Source organism: Burkholderia sp. KJ006, assembly GCF_000262695.1.
GTDB lineage: Bacteria > Pseudomonadota > Gammaproteobacteria > Burkholderiales > Burkholderiaceae > Burkholderia > Burkholderia vietnamiensis.
This window is the reverse complement of sequence record NC_017920.1, coordinates 2,356,500-2,374,769: the sequence shown is the minus strand read 5'-3', so window position 1 is coordinate 2,374,769 and position 18,270 is coordinate 2,356,500. Positions and strand designations below refer to the sequence as shown.

General features: G+C 67.3%; 17 protein-coding genes. 7 read left to right on the top strand and 10 right to left on the bottom strand.

All coding sequences use genetic code 11. The features are described from left to right. Positions 1-55 precede the first annotated feature (55 nt). Positions 56-841 (bottom strand): GIY-YIG nuclease family protein, encoded by a 786-nt coding sequence (locus MYA_RS29640; RefSeq protein WP_014723449.1) that lies wholly within the window; start codon positions 839-841, stop codon positions 56-58. 80 nt (positions 842-921) lie between these two features. Then, positions 922-2,100 (bottom strand): GNAT family N-acetyltransferase, encoded by a 1,179-nt coding sequence (locus MYA_RS10705; RefSeq protein WP_011885691.1) that lies wholly within the window; start codon positions 2,098-2,100, stop codon positions 922-924. A 108-nt stretch (positions 2,101-2,208) separates the two neighbouring features. Here MYA_RS10705 and MYA_RS10700 point away from each other — a divergent pair, with 108 nt between their 5' ends. Then, positions 2,209-3,921 (top strand): NAD+ synthase, encoded by a 1,713-nt coding sequence (locus MYA_RS10700; protein ID WP_014723447.1) that lies wholly within the window; start codon positions 2,209-2,211, stop codon positions 3,919-3,921. A 105-nt stretch (positions 3,922-4,026) separates the two neighbouring features. Next, complete coding sequence (locus MYA_RS10695; protein WP_006398637.1) at positions 4,027-4,365, top strand: P-II family nitrogen regulator; 339 nt, start codon at positions 4,027-4,029, stop codon at positions 4,363-4,365. A gap of 160 nt (positions 4,366-4,525) precedes the next feature. Here the strand turns inward: MYA_RS10695 and MYA_RS10690 are convergent, their stop codons facing one another. Both MYA_RS10690 and MYA_RS10685 read right to left on the bottom strand, forming a co-directional pair. After that, on the bottom strand, positions 4,526-5,611 hold the full coding sequence (locus MYA_RS10690; protein WP_011885689.1) for a porin: 1,086 nt from the start codon (positions 5,609-5,611) through the stop codon (positions 4,526-4,528). A 583-nt stretch (positions 5,612-6,194) separates the two neighbouring features. Further along, positions 6,195-7,121 carry a LysR family transcriptional regulator gene (locus tag MYA_RS10685; protein ID WP_041493980.1) on the bottom strand — a complete coding sequence of 309 codons (927 nt, stop codon included), beginning with the start codon at positions 7,119-7,121 and terminating at the stop codon, positions 6,195-6,197. A 136-nt stretch (positions 7,122-7,257) separates the two neighbouring features. Here MYA_RS10685 and MYA_RS10680 point away from each other — a divergent pair, with 136 nt between their 5' ends. Next, positions 7,258-7,755 carry a GNAT family N-acetyltransferase gene (locus MYA_RS10680; protein WP_014723445.1) on the top strand — a complete coding sequence of 166 codons (498 nt, stop codon included), beginning with the start codon at positions 7,258-7,260 and terminating at the stop codon, positions 7,753-7,755. A gap of 57 nt (positions 7,756-7,812) precedes the next feature. Here MYA_RS10680 and MYA_RS10675 read toward each other — a convergent pair whose 3' ends face one another. From MYA_RS10675 to MYA_RS10655, 5 genes are all read right to left on the bottom strand, one after another. Then, positions 7,813-8,592: an ABC transporter ATP-binding protein gene (locus tag MYA_RS10675; RefSeq protein ID WP_011885686.1), complete on the bottom strand. Its 780-nt coding sequence runs from the start codon at positions 8,590-8,592 to the stop codon at positions 7,813-7,815. 18 nt (positions 8,593-8,610) lie between these two features. After that, entirely contained in the window at positions 8,611-9,324 is a 714-nt protein-coding gene (locus tag MYA_RS10670) for an ABC transporter permease (protein WP_011885685.1), read from the bottom strand. Next, complete coding sequence (locus MYA_RS10665; RefSeq protein WP_014723444.1) at positions 9,321-10,010, bottom strand: ABC transporter permease; 690 nt, start codon at positions 10,008-10,010, stop codon at positions 9,321-9,323. The genes MYA_RS10670 and MYA_RS10665 overlap by 4 nt, the downstream gene beginning before the upstream one ends. Before the next feature lie 239 nt (positions 10,011-10,249). Continuing rightward, a complete protein-coding gene (locus MYA_RS10660) occupies positions 10,250-11,026 on the bottom strand; it encodes an ABC transporter substrate-binding protein (protein ID WP_034192590.1) in 777 nt (258 codons plus the stop codon). A 491-nt stretch (positions 11,027-11,517) separates the two neighbouring features. Then, positions 11,518-12,066 (bottom strand): periplasmic heavy metal sensor, encoded by a 549-nt coding sequence (locus MYA_RS10655; RefSeq protein ID WP_011885682.1) that lies wholly within the window; start codon positions 12,064-12,066, stop codon positions 11,518-11,520. A gap of 226 nt (positions 12,067-12,292) precedes the next feature. Between MYA_RS10655 and MYA_RS10650 the strand changes: the two genes are divergently transcribed. Together MYA_RS10650 and MYA_RS10645 are read left to right on the top strand one after the other, a co-directional pair. Further along, complete coding sequence (locus tag MYA_RS10650; RefSeq protein WP_009693256.1) at positions 12,293-13,018, top strand: response regulator; 726 nt, start codon at positions 12,293-12,295, stop codon at positions 13,016-13,018. Beyond that, entirely contained in the window at positions 13,002-14,318 is a 1,317-nt protein-coding gene (locus tag MYA_RS10645) for an ATP-binding protein (protein ID WP_011885681.1), read from the top strand. Before MYA_RS10650 ends, MYA_RS10645 begins: the two co-directional genes overlap by 17 nt. A gap of 40 nt (positions 14,319-14,358) precedes the next feature. Here MYA_RS10645 and MYA_RS10640 read toward each other — a convergent pair whose 3' ends face one another. Continuing rightward, positions 14,359-14,625: a double-stranded DNA-specific endonuclease gene (locus MYA_RS10640; protein WP_011885680.1), complete on the bottom strand. Its 267-nt coding sequence runs from the start codon at positions 14,623-14,625 to the stop codon at positions 14,359-14,361. 504 nt (positions 14,626-15,129) lie between these two features. On the opposite strand from MYA_RS10640, the gene MYA_RS10635 reads away from it, so the two are divergent. Next, positions 15,130-16,887, top strand: coding sequence for an ABC transporter permease (locus MYA_RS10635; protein WP_011885679.1), 1,758 nt, complete (start codon positions 15,130-15,132; stop codon positions 16,885-16,887). 12 nt (positions 16,888-16,899) lie between these two features. Then, entirely contained in the window at positions 16,900-18,246 is a 1,347-nt protein-coding gene (locus tag MYA_RS10630) for an ABC transporter ATP-binding protein (RefSeq protein ID WP_014723441.1), read from the top strand. Positions 18,247-18,270 lie beyond the last annotated feature (24 nt).

Here is an 18,270-nt window from a genome sequence, read left to right as displayed (position 1 = left end):
CCGAATGGCCGACTTCGCGGCCGGTTCGCTCGCATCGCAAACCGCGCGTGTCTCGTCAGGAGGCCGCGCGGTTTTGTTTTGTGTGCGGTTTGCCGCGGGCGCCGGGCGGGCGCGGTGCGGCGGAGGGCGGTGCGGATTGCGCGCGTTTCGCGGCGGTCGTGCGGCGGGGGGCGGTGGTGACGGGTGGGGTTGCGGCGTCCTTCGCAGCGGGTTTGGCGTCGGGCTTCGCACCCGACCTTGCGCCGGACTTCTCGTCGGATTTCGCTCGGAGCTTTGCGTCGGAGTTGGCCTGCGGCTTGGCAGCGGGCCTCGCACCTGGCCTCCTGCCGGACTTCACACCGGGCTTGGCGTCGGACTTGGCCTGCGGCTTAGCGGCGGGCTTCGAACCGGGCCTCGCATCGGACTTCTTGTCGGACTTGGCGTCGGGCTTCGCATCTGACTTGGCACCGCGCCTCACCCCGGACTTCGCTCGCGACTTCCGCGCGTCGCCGGCCGACACCGCGCTTTCTTTCGCGTTCTTCGCGCCGCCCGACGCGACGCTTGCCACGGCGCCTCCGTCGCTCGATATCCCATCCGGCAATACCGAAGCGAGCGTCCGCCCGCCAGCCGCCAGCTCCCGTTTCTGCGCGGCCGTGAGGCGTTTCACCCAATACTCGGCGCGCGATGCGCTCGACCGGTCGGGCAACGGGAACGACGCGAGCACCGCGCGCGGCTTGCGCGAGCGCGTGTAGCGGGCGCCCTTGCCGGACGCGTGCTCGTCGAAGCGGGCGGCGACGTCGGTCGTGATGCCCGTGTAGACGCTGTCGTCGGCGCACTCGATCAGATACAGAAACCAGGACATGGGAACGCGGCAGGCTGCGAAGCCGTCAGTGTCTCAGAAATGAAGGCGGCCGCCGCGAAACACGCGTGGCGCGAGCGTTGTCACGTGCCGCGGCGGAACGGATCGTGTTCGCGCAATTCGTCGACGTAGGCGTGGATATGCTCGGTCTCGCGCTCCAGAAAGCGCGCGACCGCATCGGAGAACGCCGGATGCGCGAGCCAGTGCGCGGAATGCGTGACGGTCGGCAGAAAACCGCGCGCGAGTTTGTGCTCGCCTTGCGCGCCGCCCTCGAAGGTATCGAGCCCGGCCTCGATGCAGAACTCGAGCAGTTGGTAGTACGCCGTCTCGAAATGGAGGCACGGCACGTGTTCGAGCGCGCCCCAGTAGCGGCCGTACAGCGTGCCGCCGCGGCCGTCGGCGCCGCGCCGGTACACGGCGAGCGAGCTCGCGATCGGCCGCCCGTCCGCTTCGGCGATGACCAGCAGCAGATTCTCGGGCATCGTCGCGCCGATCGTGCGGAAAAACTCGAGGTTCAGGTACGGGCTCGAATAGTGCTCGCGATAGGTCTGCCGGTAGCAGCGCGTGAAGAAGCGCCAGTCGGCCTCGGTGATCTGCTCGCCGGCGAGCCGCCGGAACGTGATGCCGGCGTCGCGCACCTTGCGCCGTTCCGCGCGGATGTTCTTGCGCTTCTTCTGCTCGAGCGTGCCGAGGAAGTCGTCGAAGTCGCGATAGCCGTCGTTGAGCCAGTGGAACTGCACGCCCTCGCGCAGCATCATGCCCATCGATTCGAGCAGGCGGGCCTCGTCGCCGGTCGGAAACAGCACGTGCAGCGACGACACGTCGCTCTGCTCCGCGAACGCGAGCAGCGTGGCCGCGAGGCGGCGGCGCGCGTCTTCGTCGGCGGCGAGCAGGCGCGTGCCCTGCACCGGCGTGAACGGCACCGCGCACAGCAGCTTCGGGTAGTAGGGCAGGTCGTTGCGCTGGTACGCGTCGGCCCATGCCCAGTCGAACACGTATTCGCCGTACGAATGCTGCTTCGCGTAGACGGGCGCGGCGGCCGCGAGGCGGCCCGTGTGCGCGTCGGTGAGTGTGACGAAGTGCGGCGACCAGCCGGTGTCGTCCACTGCGCAGCGCGCGACGTGCAGCGCGTCGAGGAACTCGTGGCGCAGGAACGGCGTCGGCTGCGCGTCGCGTTCGAGCAGCGCGTTCCATTCGTCGGCCGGCACCTCCGCGGGAGACGACAGGATGCCCGTGCGATAATCGATGCGTTCGTGTTTCAAGCGTGAATCCGTACTGTTGGATGCCGCCGGAAGCGTGCCGCGGTGGCTCGCGTCCGGGGCGTTTCGTCAACCGTTCAGCGCGCGCCGCCCGGCTGCGCCGATGCCGTCATGAAGACCCGACTCGCTCTTGCCCAGATCAACGTCACCGTCGGCGATTTCGCCGGCAACGTCGCGCGGATCGTCGCGGCCGCCCACGCAGCGCACGACGATGGTGCGCATCTGATGATCGCGCCCGAACTCGCGCTGTCGGGCTATCCGCCCGAAGACCTGCTGCTGCGGCCCGCGTTCTACACGGCGGCCGCCGCCGCGCTCGAGGCGCTCGCCGACGCATTGCGCGAGTTCGACGGGCTCGCGGTGCTGGTCGGCCATCCGCTGCGCAGCGCGGCGGGCGAGGCGGCCGGCGGCGAGCCCGCCGTCGATGGTAATGCAAACCGCCCGATCGAGCGCGGCGTGCCGCCGGTCGACACGTACAACGCGGCGTCGCTGATCGTCGGCGGCAAGATCGTCGGCACCTACCGCAAGCAGGATCTGCCGAACGCCGACGTGTTCGACGAGAAGCGCTACTTCGCGACCGACACCGAGCCGCTCGTGTTCGAGCTGAACGGCGTGAAATACGGCGTGATCATCTGCGAGGACGCGTGGCACGCATCGGCCGCGCAGATCGCCAAGGCCGCCGGCGCGCAAGTGTTGCTGATCCCGAACGGCTCGCCGTATCACATGAACAAGGAGGCGCTGCGCATCGACATCCTGCGCGCGCGGATCCGCGAGACCGGCTTGCCGATGGTGTACGTGAACCTGGTCGGCGGCCAGGACGAGCTCGTGTTCGACGGCGGCTCGTTCGTGCTGGACGGCGACGGTGTGCTGGTCGCGAAGATGCCGTTGTTCGACGAAGGCCACGCGATCGTCGAATTCGACGGCGCACGGCCGCTGCCGGGCGCGATCGCCCCCGAGTTGCCGGTCGACGCGCAGGTTTATCGCGCGCTCGTGACCGGCGTGCGCGACTACATCGGCAAGAACGGTTTTCCCGGCGTGCTGATCGGGTTGTCGGGCGGCGTCGATTCGGCGCTGGTGCTGGCCGTCGCATGCGATGCGCTCGGCCCCGAGCGCGTGCGCGCGGTGATGATGCCGTCGCGCTACACGGCCGACATTTCGACGACCGACGCGGCGGAGATGGCGCGGCGCGTGGGCGTGCGCTACGACGAGATTGCGATCGCGCCGATGTTCGACGCGTTCCGCGCGGCGCTCGCGGGCGAGTTCGCCGGCCGCGCGGAGGACGCGACGGAGGAGAACATCCAGGCGCGCATTCGCGGCACGCTGCTGATGGCGCTGTCGAACAAGTTCGGCTCGATCGTGCTGACGACCGGCAACAAGAGCGAGATGGCGGTCGGCTACTGCACGCTGTACGGCGACATGGCCGGCGGCTTCGCGGTGATCAAGGACATCGCGAAGACGCAGGTGTACCAGCTGTGCCGCTACCGCAACGCGACGCCCGATTACGGCACGCGCGACGTGATCCCCGAACGGATCCTGACGCGCGCGCCGTCGGCCGAGCTGCGCGAGAACCAGACCGACCAGGACAGCCTGCCGCCGTACGACGTGCTGGACGCGATCATGCGGATGTACATGGAAGAGGACCGGCCGCTCGGCGAGATCGTCGCGGCCGGCTACGCCGAGGCCGACGTCGCGCGGGTGACGCGGCTCATCAAGATCAATGAATACAAGCGCCGCCAGGCGCCGATCGGCATTCGCGTCACGCACCGGGCATTCGGACGCGACTGGCGCTATCCGATCACGTCGCGCTTCACCGAGCGGGTCGACTGACCGGCGCCCGGCTTAGCCCTGATTAGCGCCTACTAGCGCTTACAATCGGGATCGCGATTCGGGATCGCGATTCTGCATCCAAACGAGCATTGAGGGACAACCATCATGAAACGCATCACCGCCATCATCAAGCCGTTCAAGCTGGACGAAGTCCGCGAAGCGCTCGCCGAAGTGGGCCTCACCGGCCTGACGGTGACGGAAGTGAAGGGCTTCGGCCGCCAGAAGGGCCACACCGAGCTGTACCGCGGCGCCGAATACGTCGTCGACTTCCTGCCGAAGATGAAGATCGAGGTGGTCGTCGCGGAAGCGCAGGTCGATCAGGTGATCGATGCGGTGATCGGCGCCGCGCGCACGGGCAAGATCGGCGACGGCAAGATCTTCGTGTCCGACGTCGAACGCGTGATCCGCATCCGCACCGGCGAAGAGAACGAAGCGGCGGTCTGAGCGTCGCCGCCGGCCCGCGCGGTCGTACCGCGCAGCGGGGCGCACGATTGCGGGCCGCCAAATAAAAAACGGTGCGGATACCCGGTTGGGTACCGCACCGATACGCGCCTCTCGCAGCAGCGTGGAAAGTGTTGTCGATTCGTTCTTTGACGGCGCCCGATCAGAACAGGTGCTGGATGCCGGCGTAGACGCCGGTCTGGCTGCCGCCCGGATGCGGGTTGCCGGTCGACACGGCGGTGCCTGCACCGTTCGCGTTCAGACCGAAGTTGGCCGTCGAGCTGTTGCGCACCGTCGCGGCCTGCAGGTCGAACAGCGTGCGCTTCGAGATGTTGTACGAACCGCCGATCGTGTAGATGTTCGCGTTGCCGCCGCCGTGGTTCGCGTTCACGTGATACACGGCCGCGATCAGCGCCGCTGCCGGCGTGGCCTGCCACGTCACGCCGCCCCACACCTGTTGCGTACCCGTCACGCCGGCGTTGACTGCCGGGCCGCCGCTGCCGTCGGCGCGCGAGGCCTGGTAGGCCGCCTGAACCTTGAACTGGCCGAGGAACACGTTCACGCCCGCGAAGTATTCACGCGAGTAGTTGAACACGTCCGAGAAGCGGCCGTTGCTGTCGCGCGTTTCGTCGTAGATGCCGCGCAACTGGAACAGCGAGTTCGTGTAGGTGACCTGACCGCCCATTGCACGACCCGGTTGGCCGGCCGTCGTGTTGCCGTTGAAGCTGGTCGAGTTCGAGAACGAGAACTGGCCGTAGAAGTCGAGGCCGTAGAGCGACGGCGACTGGTACGACACGTTGTTGCTGGTCTTGTTCCAGTTGCGGCCGCGCACCAGCGATGCCGTCGACCAGGCCGACTGGCCGAACGGGTCGAAGTCCCACACGCCGTTCGCGATCGCGAGTTCGCGACCCAACAGCAGCGTACCGTAGCGATCGTTCGAGATCCCGACCGTCGCGAAACGATCCCAGATCGAGCCGCTCGTGCCCAGGCCGCCGTTCATCGTGTTGAACGCGCCTTCGAGGTGGAACAGGACCTTGTTGCCGCCGCCGATGTCCTCGCTACCCTTCAAGCCCCACAGGCTCGTGCCCCAGTCGCCGCTTTCCGCGCGCACTTGGTGGCCGTTCTGAAGGCCGTTCAGGTACTCAATGCCGGCATCCAGGCGACCATACAGCGTCACGCTGCTCTGCGCGTGCGCCGTCACCACCCCAGCAGCCATCAGCGCGGCCGCGACCAAAGCTTTCTTCATCATCTCCTCCATACCCTGTCAAAAAGTCAACCCAGACTGCACGAGATGCCCGTAGCAGCGAGCGCCGGGCAAAAGCGAAAAGCGGGATAACCAGGGAGACCTCGTGCAAGGCCGGTTCGGCGCCGCACGCGGGCAAGCAGACGGAAAACCGTTGAGCGGTCCCGCGCGGCCGGGTGGGCTTGCGGGGTCTCCTTGTTGTGTCGTGAAGCTAAACTACATTTCACGAACTTCGTTTTGCTACTTTGGTTACTAATTTAGCAAAAATACAATTTTGTGGCGATGGAAATCGTTGTTTGACTAGCGCATGTCGCCAAATTGCCATGCAACACGGGTCGTCACGGTGGCAAGGACTACCGTCGATCGCCGGAAAACCCTTGTCCTGCAAGGGATACATGGATTCTCCAGACATGGGTCAAGGATTGCCACTATTGACGACGCCGCGGGTGTCGGCGTAAGCGGCGGGAAGGCAGGATTGGTAAGTAATTCGTAATAAGTTGGCGGCGCTTCGACGTCGTGTCGACGCGGCCGCGCACGGCCGTCGGCGCCCGTCGGCGGCGCGCGAGGCGGGGCTTGGGTGCGTGTCGGGTCAGTCGGGCGCCGGCCGCGCGGCGAGCAGTTGCGCGCGAAGCCAGCGATGCGCGTCGGTGCGCGCGTGCTTCGCGTGCGAGTAGATCTTCACCGTGTAGCGCGGGATGTCGAACGGCGCGGCGTAGATGCGGATCGGCGCCGCGTACTGCAGCACCTGCGCGGCGCGGTTCGGCACCGTCATCAGCAGCGTCGACCCGGCGATCACGAACGGCGCGGCCAGCACGCTCGGCAACTGCATGGCCACCTGCCGGGCAAGGCCGAGCCGGTCGAGCACGTAGTCGACCACGCCGCGCGGCTCGTTCCACGGCGTGACGACCACGTGGCGGGCTGCGAGGTACTGATCGAGCGTCAGCCGGCTGCCCACGTCCGGGTGCGTCGCGCTTGCGATCACCACGTAGTCGTCGGAGAACCAGTCGAAGTCCTCGATGCCCGGCGCGGCGGCGACCGATTCCTCGTGATAGCCGAGCGCGAAGTCGATCCGGCCTGCCGCCAGCTCGTCGATCGCGATCTTGCGGTCGGAGTGAACGATGCGGAAGCGCAGATGCGGCGCGACGCGCTCGATGCGCGCGAGCAGCGCCGGCAGCACGGCGAACGCCGTGTAGTCGCTGGCGGCGAGCACGAACGTGCGGTCACTCTCCGCGGGATCGAAGCGACGCGCGCGGGCGAGCCCCTTCGACATCGTGTCGAGCGCCTCGGCGGCCCAGCCGGCGATATCGTCGGCGCGCACGGTCGGCTGCATCTCGTTGCCGAGCCGCACGAACAGCGCGTCGCCGATCGCGTCGCGCAGCCGCGCGAGCGCGTGGCTCAGCGCCGACGGGCTCATCGCGAGTTCGTGCGCGGCAGCGGCGACCGAGCGGTGGCGGTACAGCGCGTCGAACGCGAGCAGCAGGTTCAGATCGAGACGGCGCAGGTCGGGATGCATCATGTTCAGATCCGGATGAAGAAACTGCACTTCCTGCAGCAGTGCCGCGACCGTAGCATGTCGCTACGCGCAGCGCCACGTGCAACCGCGCGCTCGCTGCAATCCGCCGTCAATCCGGGCCGAAGGAGGGCTCCCCGCCGTGCAAATCGACATCCGTTCCGCGACCGTCGCCGACGTGCCGCAAATCCTGCGTTTCATCACCGAACTGGCCGTCTACGAGAAGGCCGAGCATGAAGTGGTCGCGACGCCCGCGTCGCTCGAGCGCAGCCTGTTCGGCGAAGGCTCGCCCGCGCACGCATTGATCTGCGACGTCGACGGCGAACCGGCCGGCTTCGCCGTGTATTTCTTCTCGTACTCGACGTGGCTCGGCCGGCAGGGGCTGTATCTGGAGGATCTGTACGTGTCGCCGCGCTTTCGCGGCGCGGGCGCCGGCCGGCGGCTGCTCAAGGCGCTCGCGCGGATCGCCGTGGACACCGGCTGCGGGCGGTTCGAATGGAGCGTGCTCGACTGGAACGAGCCGGCGATCCGTTTCTACGAGAGCGTCGGCGCGGCGCCGCAGGACGAATGGGTGCGCTACCGCCTCGCAGGCGACGCGCTGCGCGCGTTCGCCGACGGCGCGCCGGTCGACGTCGCGTAAACGCAAAACGGGCGCCGCGTGGGCGCCCGCTTCGGGTTTACGCCGCGCGTGGCGGCCTTACTTGAGGCTGCCCGACAGGAACGCGCGCAGTCGCTCGCTCTTCGGGCTAGCGAACACGTCGGCCGGCACGCCTTGTTCCTCGACGCGCCCCTGGTGCAGGAACATCACGTGGTTCGACACGTTGCGCGCGAAACCCATCTCGTGCGTGACGACGATCATCGTGCGGCCTTCCTCGGCGAGCTTCTGCATCACCTTCAGCACTTCGCCGACGAGCTCCGGATCGAGCGCCGAGGTCGGCTCGTCGAACAGCATCACGTCCGGATGCATCGCGAGCGCGCGCGCGATCGCGACGCGCTGCTGCTGGCCGCCGGACAGATGCGACGGATACTGCTTCTCGACGCGCGGCGCGAGGCCGACCTTCTCGAGGTATTCGCGCGCGCGGTCCTCGGCTTCCTTCTTCGGGATGCCGAGCACGTTCACGGGCGCTTCCATCACGTTCTCGAGGACGTTCATGTGCGACCACAGGTTGAAGTGCTGGAACACCATCGCCAGCTTGGTGCGCACGCGCTGCAACTGCTTCGCATCGGCCGCGCGCAGCGCGCCGGTCTTGTCGGGCGTGGTGCGCACTTCCTCGCCGTCGACGACGATGCGGCCCGCGTTCGGCTGCTCGAGGAAGTTGATACAGCGCAGCATCGTGCTCTTGCCGGAGCCGGACGAGCCGATCACGCTGATCACGTCGCCGGAGTTCGCCTTCAGCGACACGCCCTTGAGCACCTCGTTGTCGCCGTACCGCTTGTGCAGATCGTCGACGAAAAGCTTCTGAGTCTGGGAATTCATCAATAGTCCTGCGAAAACTTACTTGCCTTGCGGGCGCAGATACGCGAGCCAGCGGCGCTCGGCCTGGCGGAACAGCCACACGAGCGTGAACGAGATCACGAGATAGAGCAGGGCGGCGATGCCGAATGCATGGAACGACATGTAGGTCGCCGAGTTGACGTCGCGCGCGATCTTCAGGATGTCCGGCACGGTCGCGGTGAACGCGACGGTGGTGGCGTGCAGCATCAGGATCACTTCGTTGCTGTACAGCGGCAGCGCGCGCCGCAGCGCCGACGGCAGGATCACGCGACGGTACATCGTGAAGGTGGACATCCCGTACGCGCGCGCCGCTTCGATCTCGCCGTACGACGTCGCCTTGATCGCGCCGGCGAAGATCTCCGTGGTGTACGCGCAGGTGTTCAGCGTGAACGCGAGCAGCGTGCAGCGCATCCCGTCGCGGAAGAACGCATCGAGCAGCGGCGTGCCGCGCACGATCTGCAGGCTGTAGAGGCCCGTGTAGCAGAGCAGCAGCTGCACGTACAGCGGCGTGCCGCGGAACACGTAGGTGTAGAGCCACACCGCGCCCGACAGCCACTTGCGCTTCGACACGCGGGCGACCGCGAGCGGCACCGACAGGCAGAAGCCGAGGCCGATCGACACGACCAGCAGCCACAGCGTGATCGCGACGCCGGTGGTGCGGAAGCCGTCGGTATAGAGGTAGTTGCGCCAGTATTCTTGGATGAGTTCGATCATAGGTCAGCCTTGCGGACACCGGTCGAGTAGCGCTTTTCGAGCCACATCAGCACGAAGTTCGACATCGTCGTGATCGCGAGATACACCGCGCCGGCGATCAGCGTGAAGAAGAAGAACCGCAGCGTGCCCTTGCCGGCGTCCTGCGACGCCTTGACGACGTCGGCGAGGCCGATGATCGACACGAGCGCCGTCGATTTCACGAGCACCTGCCAGTTGTTGCCGATGCCCGGCAACGCGAAGCGCATCATCTGCGGGAACATGATCCGCGTGAACACCTGCCAGTTCGTCATCCCGTACGCGCTGCCGGCCTCGAGCTGGCCGCGCGGCACCGACAGGAACGCGCCGCGGAAGGTCTCGGTGAAGTAGGCGCCGTAGATGAAGCCGAGCACCAGCACGCCGGCGAGAAACGGATCGATGTCGATCTGGTCCCAGCCGAGCGCGTCGGTCGCCATGTTCAGCCAGATCTGCAGGCTGTAGAACAGCAGCAGCATCAGCACGAGGTCGGGGACGCCGCGAATCAGCGTCGTGTAGACGGTGCCGATGCCGTTCGTCAGGCGGTTGCTCGACAGCTTCGCGCCCGCGCCGAGCAAGCCCAGCAGGAACGACAGCGCGAGCGACAGCACCGACAGTTTGATGGTTTGCCAGGTGCCCGCGAGGATCAGCGGGCCGTAACCTTGTAGAAACATATGTGGTCCCTGGTGTGGTCCCAGAAGGCGCACGTCGTGCGCCGCGAAAGACGCGCCCGCCAAGCTGCGCGGAACGCCCCGTGCATATCATGACCGTCCGCCCCCGGCAGCGATGCCGGGCCGGCCTGCCGCGACCCATGACGGGCGGCAGGCGGTGGAGGCGGGCGGCGCGTGGTCGACTGCCTGTGTTGCGCGGATGCGGGGCCGCCCCCGCATCCGCTTCCCGTCATTGTCCGGGCTCAGCGAGCCGAATAGACGCTGAACGAAAAATACTTGTGCGACAGCCGGTCGAAGGTGCCGTCCTTGTGCATGTCGGCCAGCGCGTTGTTGATCTTCAGCTTCAGGTCGGTGTCCTGCTTGCGCAGGCCGATCGCGGTGCCGTCGCCGATCGTCTTCGGATCCTTCACTTCCGGCCCGGCGAACGCGAAGCCCTTGCCGCGCGGCGTGCGCAGGAAACCGTAGTCGGCCTGCAGCTCGTCCTGCAGCGTCGCGTCGAGGCGGCCCGAGCCGAGGTCGGTATAGACCTGGTCCTGGTTCTGGTAAGGAATGACCGTCACGCCTTGCGGTTCCCAGTAGGCCTTCGCGTAGCTTTCCTGCGTCGAACCCTGTTCGACGCCGACGCGCTTGCCCTTCAGCGATGCGACCGTCGGCTGCAGCGGCGAGCCGGCCTTCGCGATCATTCGCGCGGGCGCGTCGTAGACCTTGTCCGAGAAGTCGATCTGCTCGCGGCGCTTGTCGGTGACGGTCAGCGACGACACGATCACGTCGTACTTCTTCGCCTTCAGCGCCGGAATGATCCCGTCGAGATCCTGCGCGACCCACACGCACTTCACGTTGATCCGCTTGCAGATTTCCTTCGTGAGGTCGACGTCGAAACCGACGATCTCGCCGCTCGGCGCGGTCGACTCGAACGGCGGGTAGCTGGCATCGACACCGATCCGCACGGTCTTCCACTCTTTCGCGAAGGCGCTTCCCGCCACGAGGGCGAGGGCGGCGCACAGGGCGGCCTTCTTCATTTCCATCCTTTTGTCGCTCACTTCCGGGTGACGCTCGCGGCCGGTCGTGCCGGGCGCCGCGGCGTATTCTAGACGGCCAAAATTCGTGTTTCGGCGCGCTGACATCGGCGCTCGCCGCACGGGCGAACGCCAAAAGGGCGGTATTTTACCCGAACGCGAAAGCCGGAAAACGGCAATCCGGCTCGATCGACGGATTCTTCGAACCGGCTGTTGCGGCAATCGATGTATTGATAACAGCCGGCGCGTCGATTGGGCTCGTCAGTGCAACGATTCGAGCGCGGCGCTCGTGGGCTCCACGTAAACCCCGGGGGCAAGGAGGGCGACGGCAGGGCGGGCAGGGCGGGCGAAACGCGCGCGAAGCCCGCTCCGGACCGAGACGCGTTCGGACTTGGCCGGTTCGACGCTGCCTGAAATGAAACAGGAGACGCGGGCACGAAGCCACGCGTCTCCTGCAATGCCGCCGGCGAGCGGCCGACTTACTGCGGGCCGGCTTACTGCGCCGGTGCCGACGCGGCCTTCGCCGCGCGGTGCTGCTCCCAGCGCTGCTTCATCTTCTCGTGACGCTGCTCCATCCGCGCGAATTGCTGCTTGAGCGCCGTGCTGACGGTGGTCTTCTGCTGGTCGTTCAGCCCGTTGTAGAAGGCGAGCCATGCGGCGGCGCTCTGCTCGCGCAGCTGCGCGTTCTGCTGCTCGGCCTGCTGGCGGGCCGCGTGCATCGCGTTCAGGTCGAGAATCGGCTGGTTCTGCTGCGCGCTGAACTGCTCGCGCAATTGCTCGTGGCTCTTGCGCATCGCCTCGTGGTTCTGCTTCATCGTGTTGACGGCCGCTTGCCACTGCTGTTCCTGCGACGCGTTGAGCTTGAGTTGATCGTGCAGCTTCATGATCGCGCCGAACGGGCCGCCGTCGTGACCGCCATGCATCATGTGCATGCCGGGGCCGCCGGGCGGCGGCATGTCGGCGGGCGGCGCGGCATGCGCGGTGCCGAAGGCGAGAGCGAGCACGGTGGCGGCTGCGAGGGCCGCGCGGGAAGTCTTGTACATTTCGGAAACTCCTTGAATCGAACGGGTCCGGCGATGCGCTGCGCGGGGTGGCCCGCGTGCCGCATCCGGTAAGACGCAGGTTAGCGGGGCGTCCGCAGGCCGGTGTTACGCGGGGAGGTTGGCGGGTTACCGCGCATTACAGTTGGCTTGCGCGGTAACCCGCAGTAACCCTTTCGCGCGTTTGTCCCGTTCTTTCATGCCGCGCTCGCGCGCTAAACTTGCGGCCATGACTACCCAGATCCTCATCGTCGACGACGACCAAGAACTCCGAGACCTGCTGCGCGACTATCTCGTGCGGCAGGGGATGGAAGTGTCCGTGCTGCACGACGCGGCGACGCTCGAAAAGCGCCTCGAGCGCGAGCGCCCCGACCTGATCGTGCTGGACCTGATGATGCCCGGCGTGGACGGCCTGACCGCGCTGCGCCAGCTGCGCGCGGCCGGCGACGACATCCCCGTGATCATGCTCACCGCACGCGCGGACGACGTCGATCGCATCGTCGGCCTCGAGCTCGGCGCCGACGACTATCTCGGCAAGCCGTTCAACCCGCGCGAACTGCTCGCGCGCGTGCAGGCGGTGCTGCGCCGGCGCCGCGCGACGCCGTCGGCGGCGGCGCCCGAACAGCGCGAGCCGTTCGCCTTCGGCCGCTTCGTGCTCGACTTCCAGGCGCGCACGCTGTCGGTCGACGGCAAGCCGGCCACGCTGTCGAGCAGCGAATTCGCGCTGCTCAAGATCTTCGTGAACCATGCGCTGCGCACGCTCACGCGCGAGCGGCTGCTCGAGCTGCTGCACGGGCCCGAGTACGACGGCACCGACCGCGGCATCGACGTCCAGGTGTGGCGCCTGCGGCGCATCCTCGAAACGGATCCGTCGACGCCGCGTTTCATCCAGACCGTCCGCGGGCGCGGCTACGTGTTCGTGCCCGACGGCGAGGCCCATGCGCAAACCCATTGATTCGCTGTTCGGGCGGCTCGCGCTGCTCGTGATCGGCGTGCTGCTGTTGTCGCACTTCGCGTGGTTCTTCGCGATCCGGCTCGAACGCAGCCAGATGCAGACGCGTTATGCGGTCGAGGAGGCCGCGTTCCTCGTCGATGCAGTGCGCCAGCACATCCAGCGCACGCCCGACCAGCCGCTGCCGTCGCGCGTGCGGCTGGTGGCGCCCGACAGCCCCGACGTGCCGAAGACCGACGATTCGAATCTGCCGGTGCCGCTCAAGCGTTTCCGCGACGACGTGAGCGAGCGGATGCCGCGCGGCACGCAGGTCGAGATCGGCGCGCCGGGCCATCCGCCGGTGCTGTGGGTCAAGGAGCCGACCGACCGCAACTGGATCGTCGTGCCGGTGCAGCCGTTGCGCCCGCCGCGCTCGCTCGACCGCATGCTGCTGTGGCTCGGCACGATCTTCTCGGCCGGCGTGATCGCCGCGCTGTTCGCCGCGTGGCAGCTGCAGCAGCCGCTGCGTTCGCTGGCGCGTGCGGTCGCACGCTTCGGCCGCGGCCAGCCGGTGCCGCCGCTGCGCGAGCGCGGCCCGCGCGAGCTGCGCCAGCTCACGCACGGCTTCAATCAGATGGTGGAACAGGTGTCGCAGGCGGAGAACGACCGCGCGGTGATGCTGGCCGGCGTCGCGCACGATCTGCGCACGCCGCTCGCGCGGATGCGCCTGCGCGCGGAAATGATGGACGACGCGCGGCTGCGCGACGGCGTGGTGCGCGATGTCGACTCGATGTCGCACGTCGTCGATCAGTTCCTGGTGTTCGCGCACGGCGGCGCGGACCGCAGCGAGCCCGTGCCGGTCGACGAGGCATGCGAGCGGATGGCGCGCAGCTATCGCGCGGTCGCGCCGAACGCACCGCCGGTCCAGACCCGTCTGACGGCCGGCGCAGGCTTCCTGCTGCCGACCGCGACGCTCGACCGGATTCTGTCGAACCTGCTCGACAATGCGCATGCGTATGGTGCGCCGCCCGTATTGATCGAGACGGCGCGGACTCAGGCGGGGTATCTGTTGTCGGTCAGCGACAGCGGCGGCGGGATCGCGCCGCGCGACCTCGCGGTTGCGACGCGGCCGTTCGTGCGGCTGGACCCGGCGCGCGGCGGGAACGGCCACAGCGGGCTCGGGCTCGCGATCGTCGAGCGGCTCGTGCTGAGGCTGGGTGGAGCGTGCGAGATCGGCAACCGCCCGGAGGGTGGCCTGCGCGTGGCGATGACGTTCCCGTTCGACGCGGTGCCGAAGGACGATCTGCGCGCACCAGGCGCGTAAGCGCCCGATGCGGCGCCTGCCCGGCAGGCGCCGCGCGGCATCATTCGCCGAACAGTGAGCCGAGCGTTTCGGCGGCGTTGCTGTCGATCGTGTTGTAGGTCACGCTCGTGGCCTCGAAGATATAGACGGTCGTATAGCGGCCGAGGCGCTCCAGGATTTCCTCCTGGAGCGATTCCGGTACGACGTTCATGTTCAGGTACCACGCCGTCGACGACAGCCGGGTCTGGAACGACCCGTATTCCTGCATCAGCTCGTAGAACGCATCGGCGTCCTGATCGCGGCAGACGATCACCAAGTTTCCTGCCATTCCCTTCCTCCCGCTGGTCGGTCGATCCCCGGCAGCGGTCGGACGACCGACGCCCGGGGGCCAGCCCCGATCATACCCGCTTCGTCGCGATCGCCCGTGACGCCCGACGCTGTTTGCGGCCGAGTGCGGCGGGCGGGTTCCCGCCCGGCCCGGATCACGGCATAATTCGGGCCTGCATGCTGGCTGAAAGACTGCGGCCGCGCTGCCTCGCGCCGCGGGGCCGCCGCATACGGTGCCGCGTGCGCGCCGGGCACGCACCGTGCGCTGCCCGCGCGGCGCCGTGCCGCTCCCGCACGGTTGTACCTGAAATACAGGTTGGTGTAGTGTCGTGCCGTCGCGGCCCGACTCGGCTCCGCCGGGGCGCAGCGTGCACGCACGGCGCATCGCGCCGGCGTGAGATCGTGAATCAATCGAATTACCGCGTCGAATTACCGCGCCCGTGCGCTTTGCCATGAATCAACATCGTCTGCCGGCTTCGTTCGGCCTTACCGGGGAGGGCGCCTGATGGACGTCGGATTCTTCAATCCGAACCGGACCGCCAACGCGTCCGCGTGGCGCGTCTTGCCGAACCGATGGGACTTCATCGCGTTCCCGCTGATCATCTGTCTGATCGCGATGGCGGTCGTCGGCTTCCACGAAACGATGGCGCCGATCGCGACGCTGCAGACGCAGAAGATCTCGCTCGACCCGTCGAACCTGCCCGAATACGCGTTGCGCACCACGCTGCGGATGCTCGCCGCGATGGTCGCGTCGCTCGCGTTCACGCTCATCTACGGCACGCTGGCCGCGAAGAGCCGGCGCGCGGGCATGGTGCTGATTCCGATCCTCGACATCCTGCAGTCGGTGCCGGTGCTGGGCTTCATCTCGTTTACGGTCACGTTCTTCCTCGCGCTGTTCCCGAGCCGCGTGCTCGGCGCGGAGCTCGCCGCGATCTTCGCGATCTTCACGAGCCAGGCGTGGAACATGACCTTCAGCTTCTATCAGTCGCTGCGCACCGTGCCGCGCGACCTCGACGAAGTCTCGCGCGGCTTCCATCTGACGTCGTGGCAGCGCTTCTGGAAGCTCGAGGTGCCGTTCTCGATGCCGGGGCTGATCTGGAACATGATGATGTCGATGTCGGGCGGCTGGTTCTTCGTCGTCGCGTCGGAGGCGATCACCGTCGGCAACCAGACGATCACGCTGCCCGGTATCGGCGCGTATCTCGCGCAGGCGATCTCGGACAAGAACCTCGGCGCGATCGGCTGGGTGATCCTGACGATGACCGTCGTGATCCTCGCTTACGACCAGTTGCTGTTCCGGCCGCTGATCGCGTGGGCCGACAAGTTCCGGATGGAGAACACCGCGTCTGGCGACGCGCCGCAATCCTGGCTGCTCGACCTCGTGCGCCGCACGCGGCTGATCCATCAGCTGCTGGTGCCGGCCGGCTGGTTCTTCGCGAAGGCCGCGCGGATTCCGCTGCGCCTGCCGGTGTCCGGCGCGATGCGCTTCTCGCTGCCGAAAGTCGAGAAGAAGGCGTCGCGCACCGTCGACATCGCGTGGGCCGTGCTCGTGGTGCTCGCCACCGCGTACATCGTGTGGCGCGTCGTCAGCTTCGTGGCGACCGGCGTCACGCTGGCCGAAGTCGGCCACGTGATCGTGCTCGGGCTCATCACGCTGCTGCGGGTGGTCGTGCTGATCTCGATCGCGTCGGTGGTGTGGGTGCCGATCGGCGTGCTGGTCGGGCTGCGCCCGAAGCTCGCCGAGAAGCTGCAGCCGCTCGCGCAGTTCCTCGCCGCGTTCCCGGCCAACCTGCTGTTCCCGGTGTTCGTGATCGTGATCGCGCGCTTTCACCTGAACCCCGACATCTGGCTGTCGCCGCTGATCGTGCTCGGCACGCAGTGGTATATCCTGTTCAACGTGATCGCGGGCGCGACGTCCTATCCGAACGACTATCGCGAAGCCGCGACGAATTTCCGCATCCGCGGCTGGCAGTGGTGGCGCCAGGCCATTCTGCCCGGCATCTTCCCGTACTACGTGACGGGCGCGATCACGGCCTCGGGCGGCGCGTGGAACGCGAGCATCGTGTCCGAAGCGGTGCAGTGGGGCACGACGAGGATCGAGGCGCACGGCCTCGGCGCGTACATCGCGCAGACCACCGCCGCGGGCGACTTTCCGAAGATCATCCTGGGTATCGCCGTGATGTCCCTGTTCGTTACCCTGTTCAACCGCCTGCTGTGGCGCCCGCTGTATGCCTTTGCCGAAGCGAAGCTGCGGCTCGATTGAGAGCGAAACGCGATGCACAATCCGAATGCTGTAAACGCCCCCGTCCAGACGTCCCAGCCGCTTCAGCCGCCGCGGCCCGGCGCCGAAATCCTGCGCGTCGACCACGTGAGCCGCGGCTTCAACAAGACGCAGGGCGAATTGCTCGTGCTCGACGACGCGAACCTGTCGCTGCGTGAAGGCGAAATCGTCGGGCTGCTCGGCCGTTCGGGCTCGGGCAAGTCCACGTTGCTGCGGATCATCGCCGGGCTGATCGAGCCGACCGGCGGCGAAGTGACCTATCTCGGCAAGCCGCTGACCGGACCGGCCGAGGGCGTCGCGATGGTGTTCCAGACCTTCGCGCTGTTCCCGTGGCTGACCGTGCTGCAGAACGTCGAGGCCGGCCTCGAAGCGCTCGGCGTGGGCGCGCGCGAGCGTCGCGAGCGCGCGCTGGCCGCGATCGACCTGATCGGCCTGGACGGCTTCGAAAACGCGTACCCGCGCGAGCTGTCGGGCGGCATGCGTCAGCGCGTGGGCTTCGCGCGCGCGCTCGTCGTCGATCCGACCATCCTGCTGATGGACGAGCCGTTCTCCGCGCTCGACGTGCTGACGGCCGAGACGCTGCGTACCGACCTGCTCGACCTGTGGACGCAAGGCCGCATGCCGATCAAGTCGGTGCTGATCGTCACGCACAACATCGAGGAAGCGGTGTTCATGTGCGACCGGATTCTGGTGCTGTCGTCGAATCCGGGACGCGTGATCGCCGAGATCAAGGTGCCGTTCAAGCATCCGCGCAACCGGCTGGACCCGGCGTTCCGCAAGCTGGTCGACGACATCTACGCGAAGATGACCGCGCGCCAGACCGGCGAGGCGACCAAGAAGGGGCTCGAGCTCGGCAGCTGGCTGCCGCAGGTGTCGACCAACCTGATGGCCGGTTTGATCGAAACGCTCGCGATGGCGCCGTACCACGGCCGCGCCGACATGCCCGAAATCGCGCGCACGCTGCATCTGGAGGTCGACGATCTGTTCCCGATCGCCGAAGTGCTGCAGTACCTCGGCTTTGCCGACGTGCGCGAAGGCGACGTGTTCCTGACGCCGCCGGGCCGCGTGTTCGCCGAATTCGGCACACAGGAACGCAAGCTGATGTTCGCCGATCATTTGCTCAAGCACGTGCCGCTCGCCGCGCGGATCAAGAAGGTGCTGAACGAACGGCCGGGCCATCGCGCGCCGCGCGTGCGCTTCGAGCAGGAGCTGGAGGATTTCCTGTCCGACGGCGCGGCCGAGGAAACGCTCGACGCGGTGATCGACTGGGGGCGTTACGGCGAGATCTTCTCGTACAACGACCAGACCGAAATCTTCAGTCTCGAGGACGTCGAGTCCTGATTCGCCAGGCCGGGCCGCGCGGCC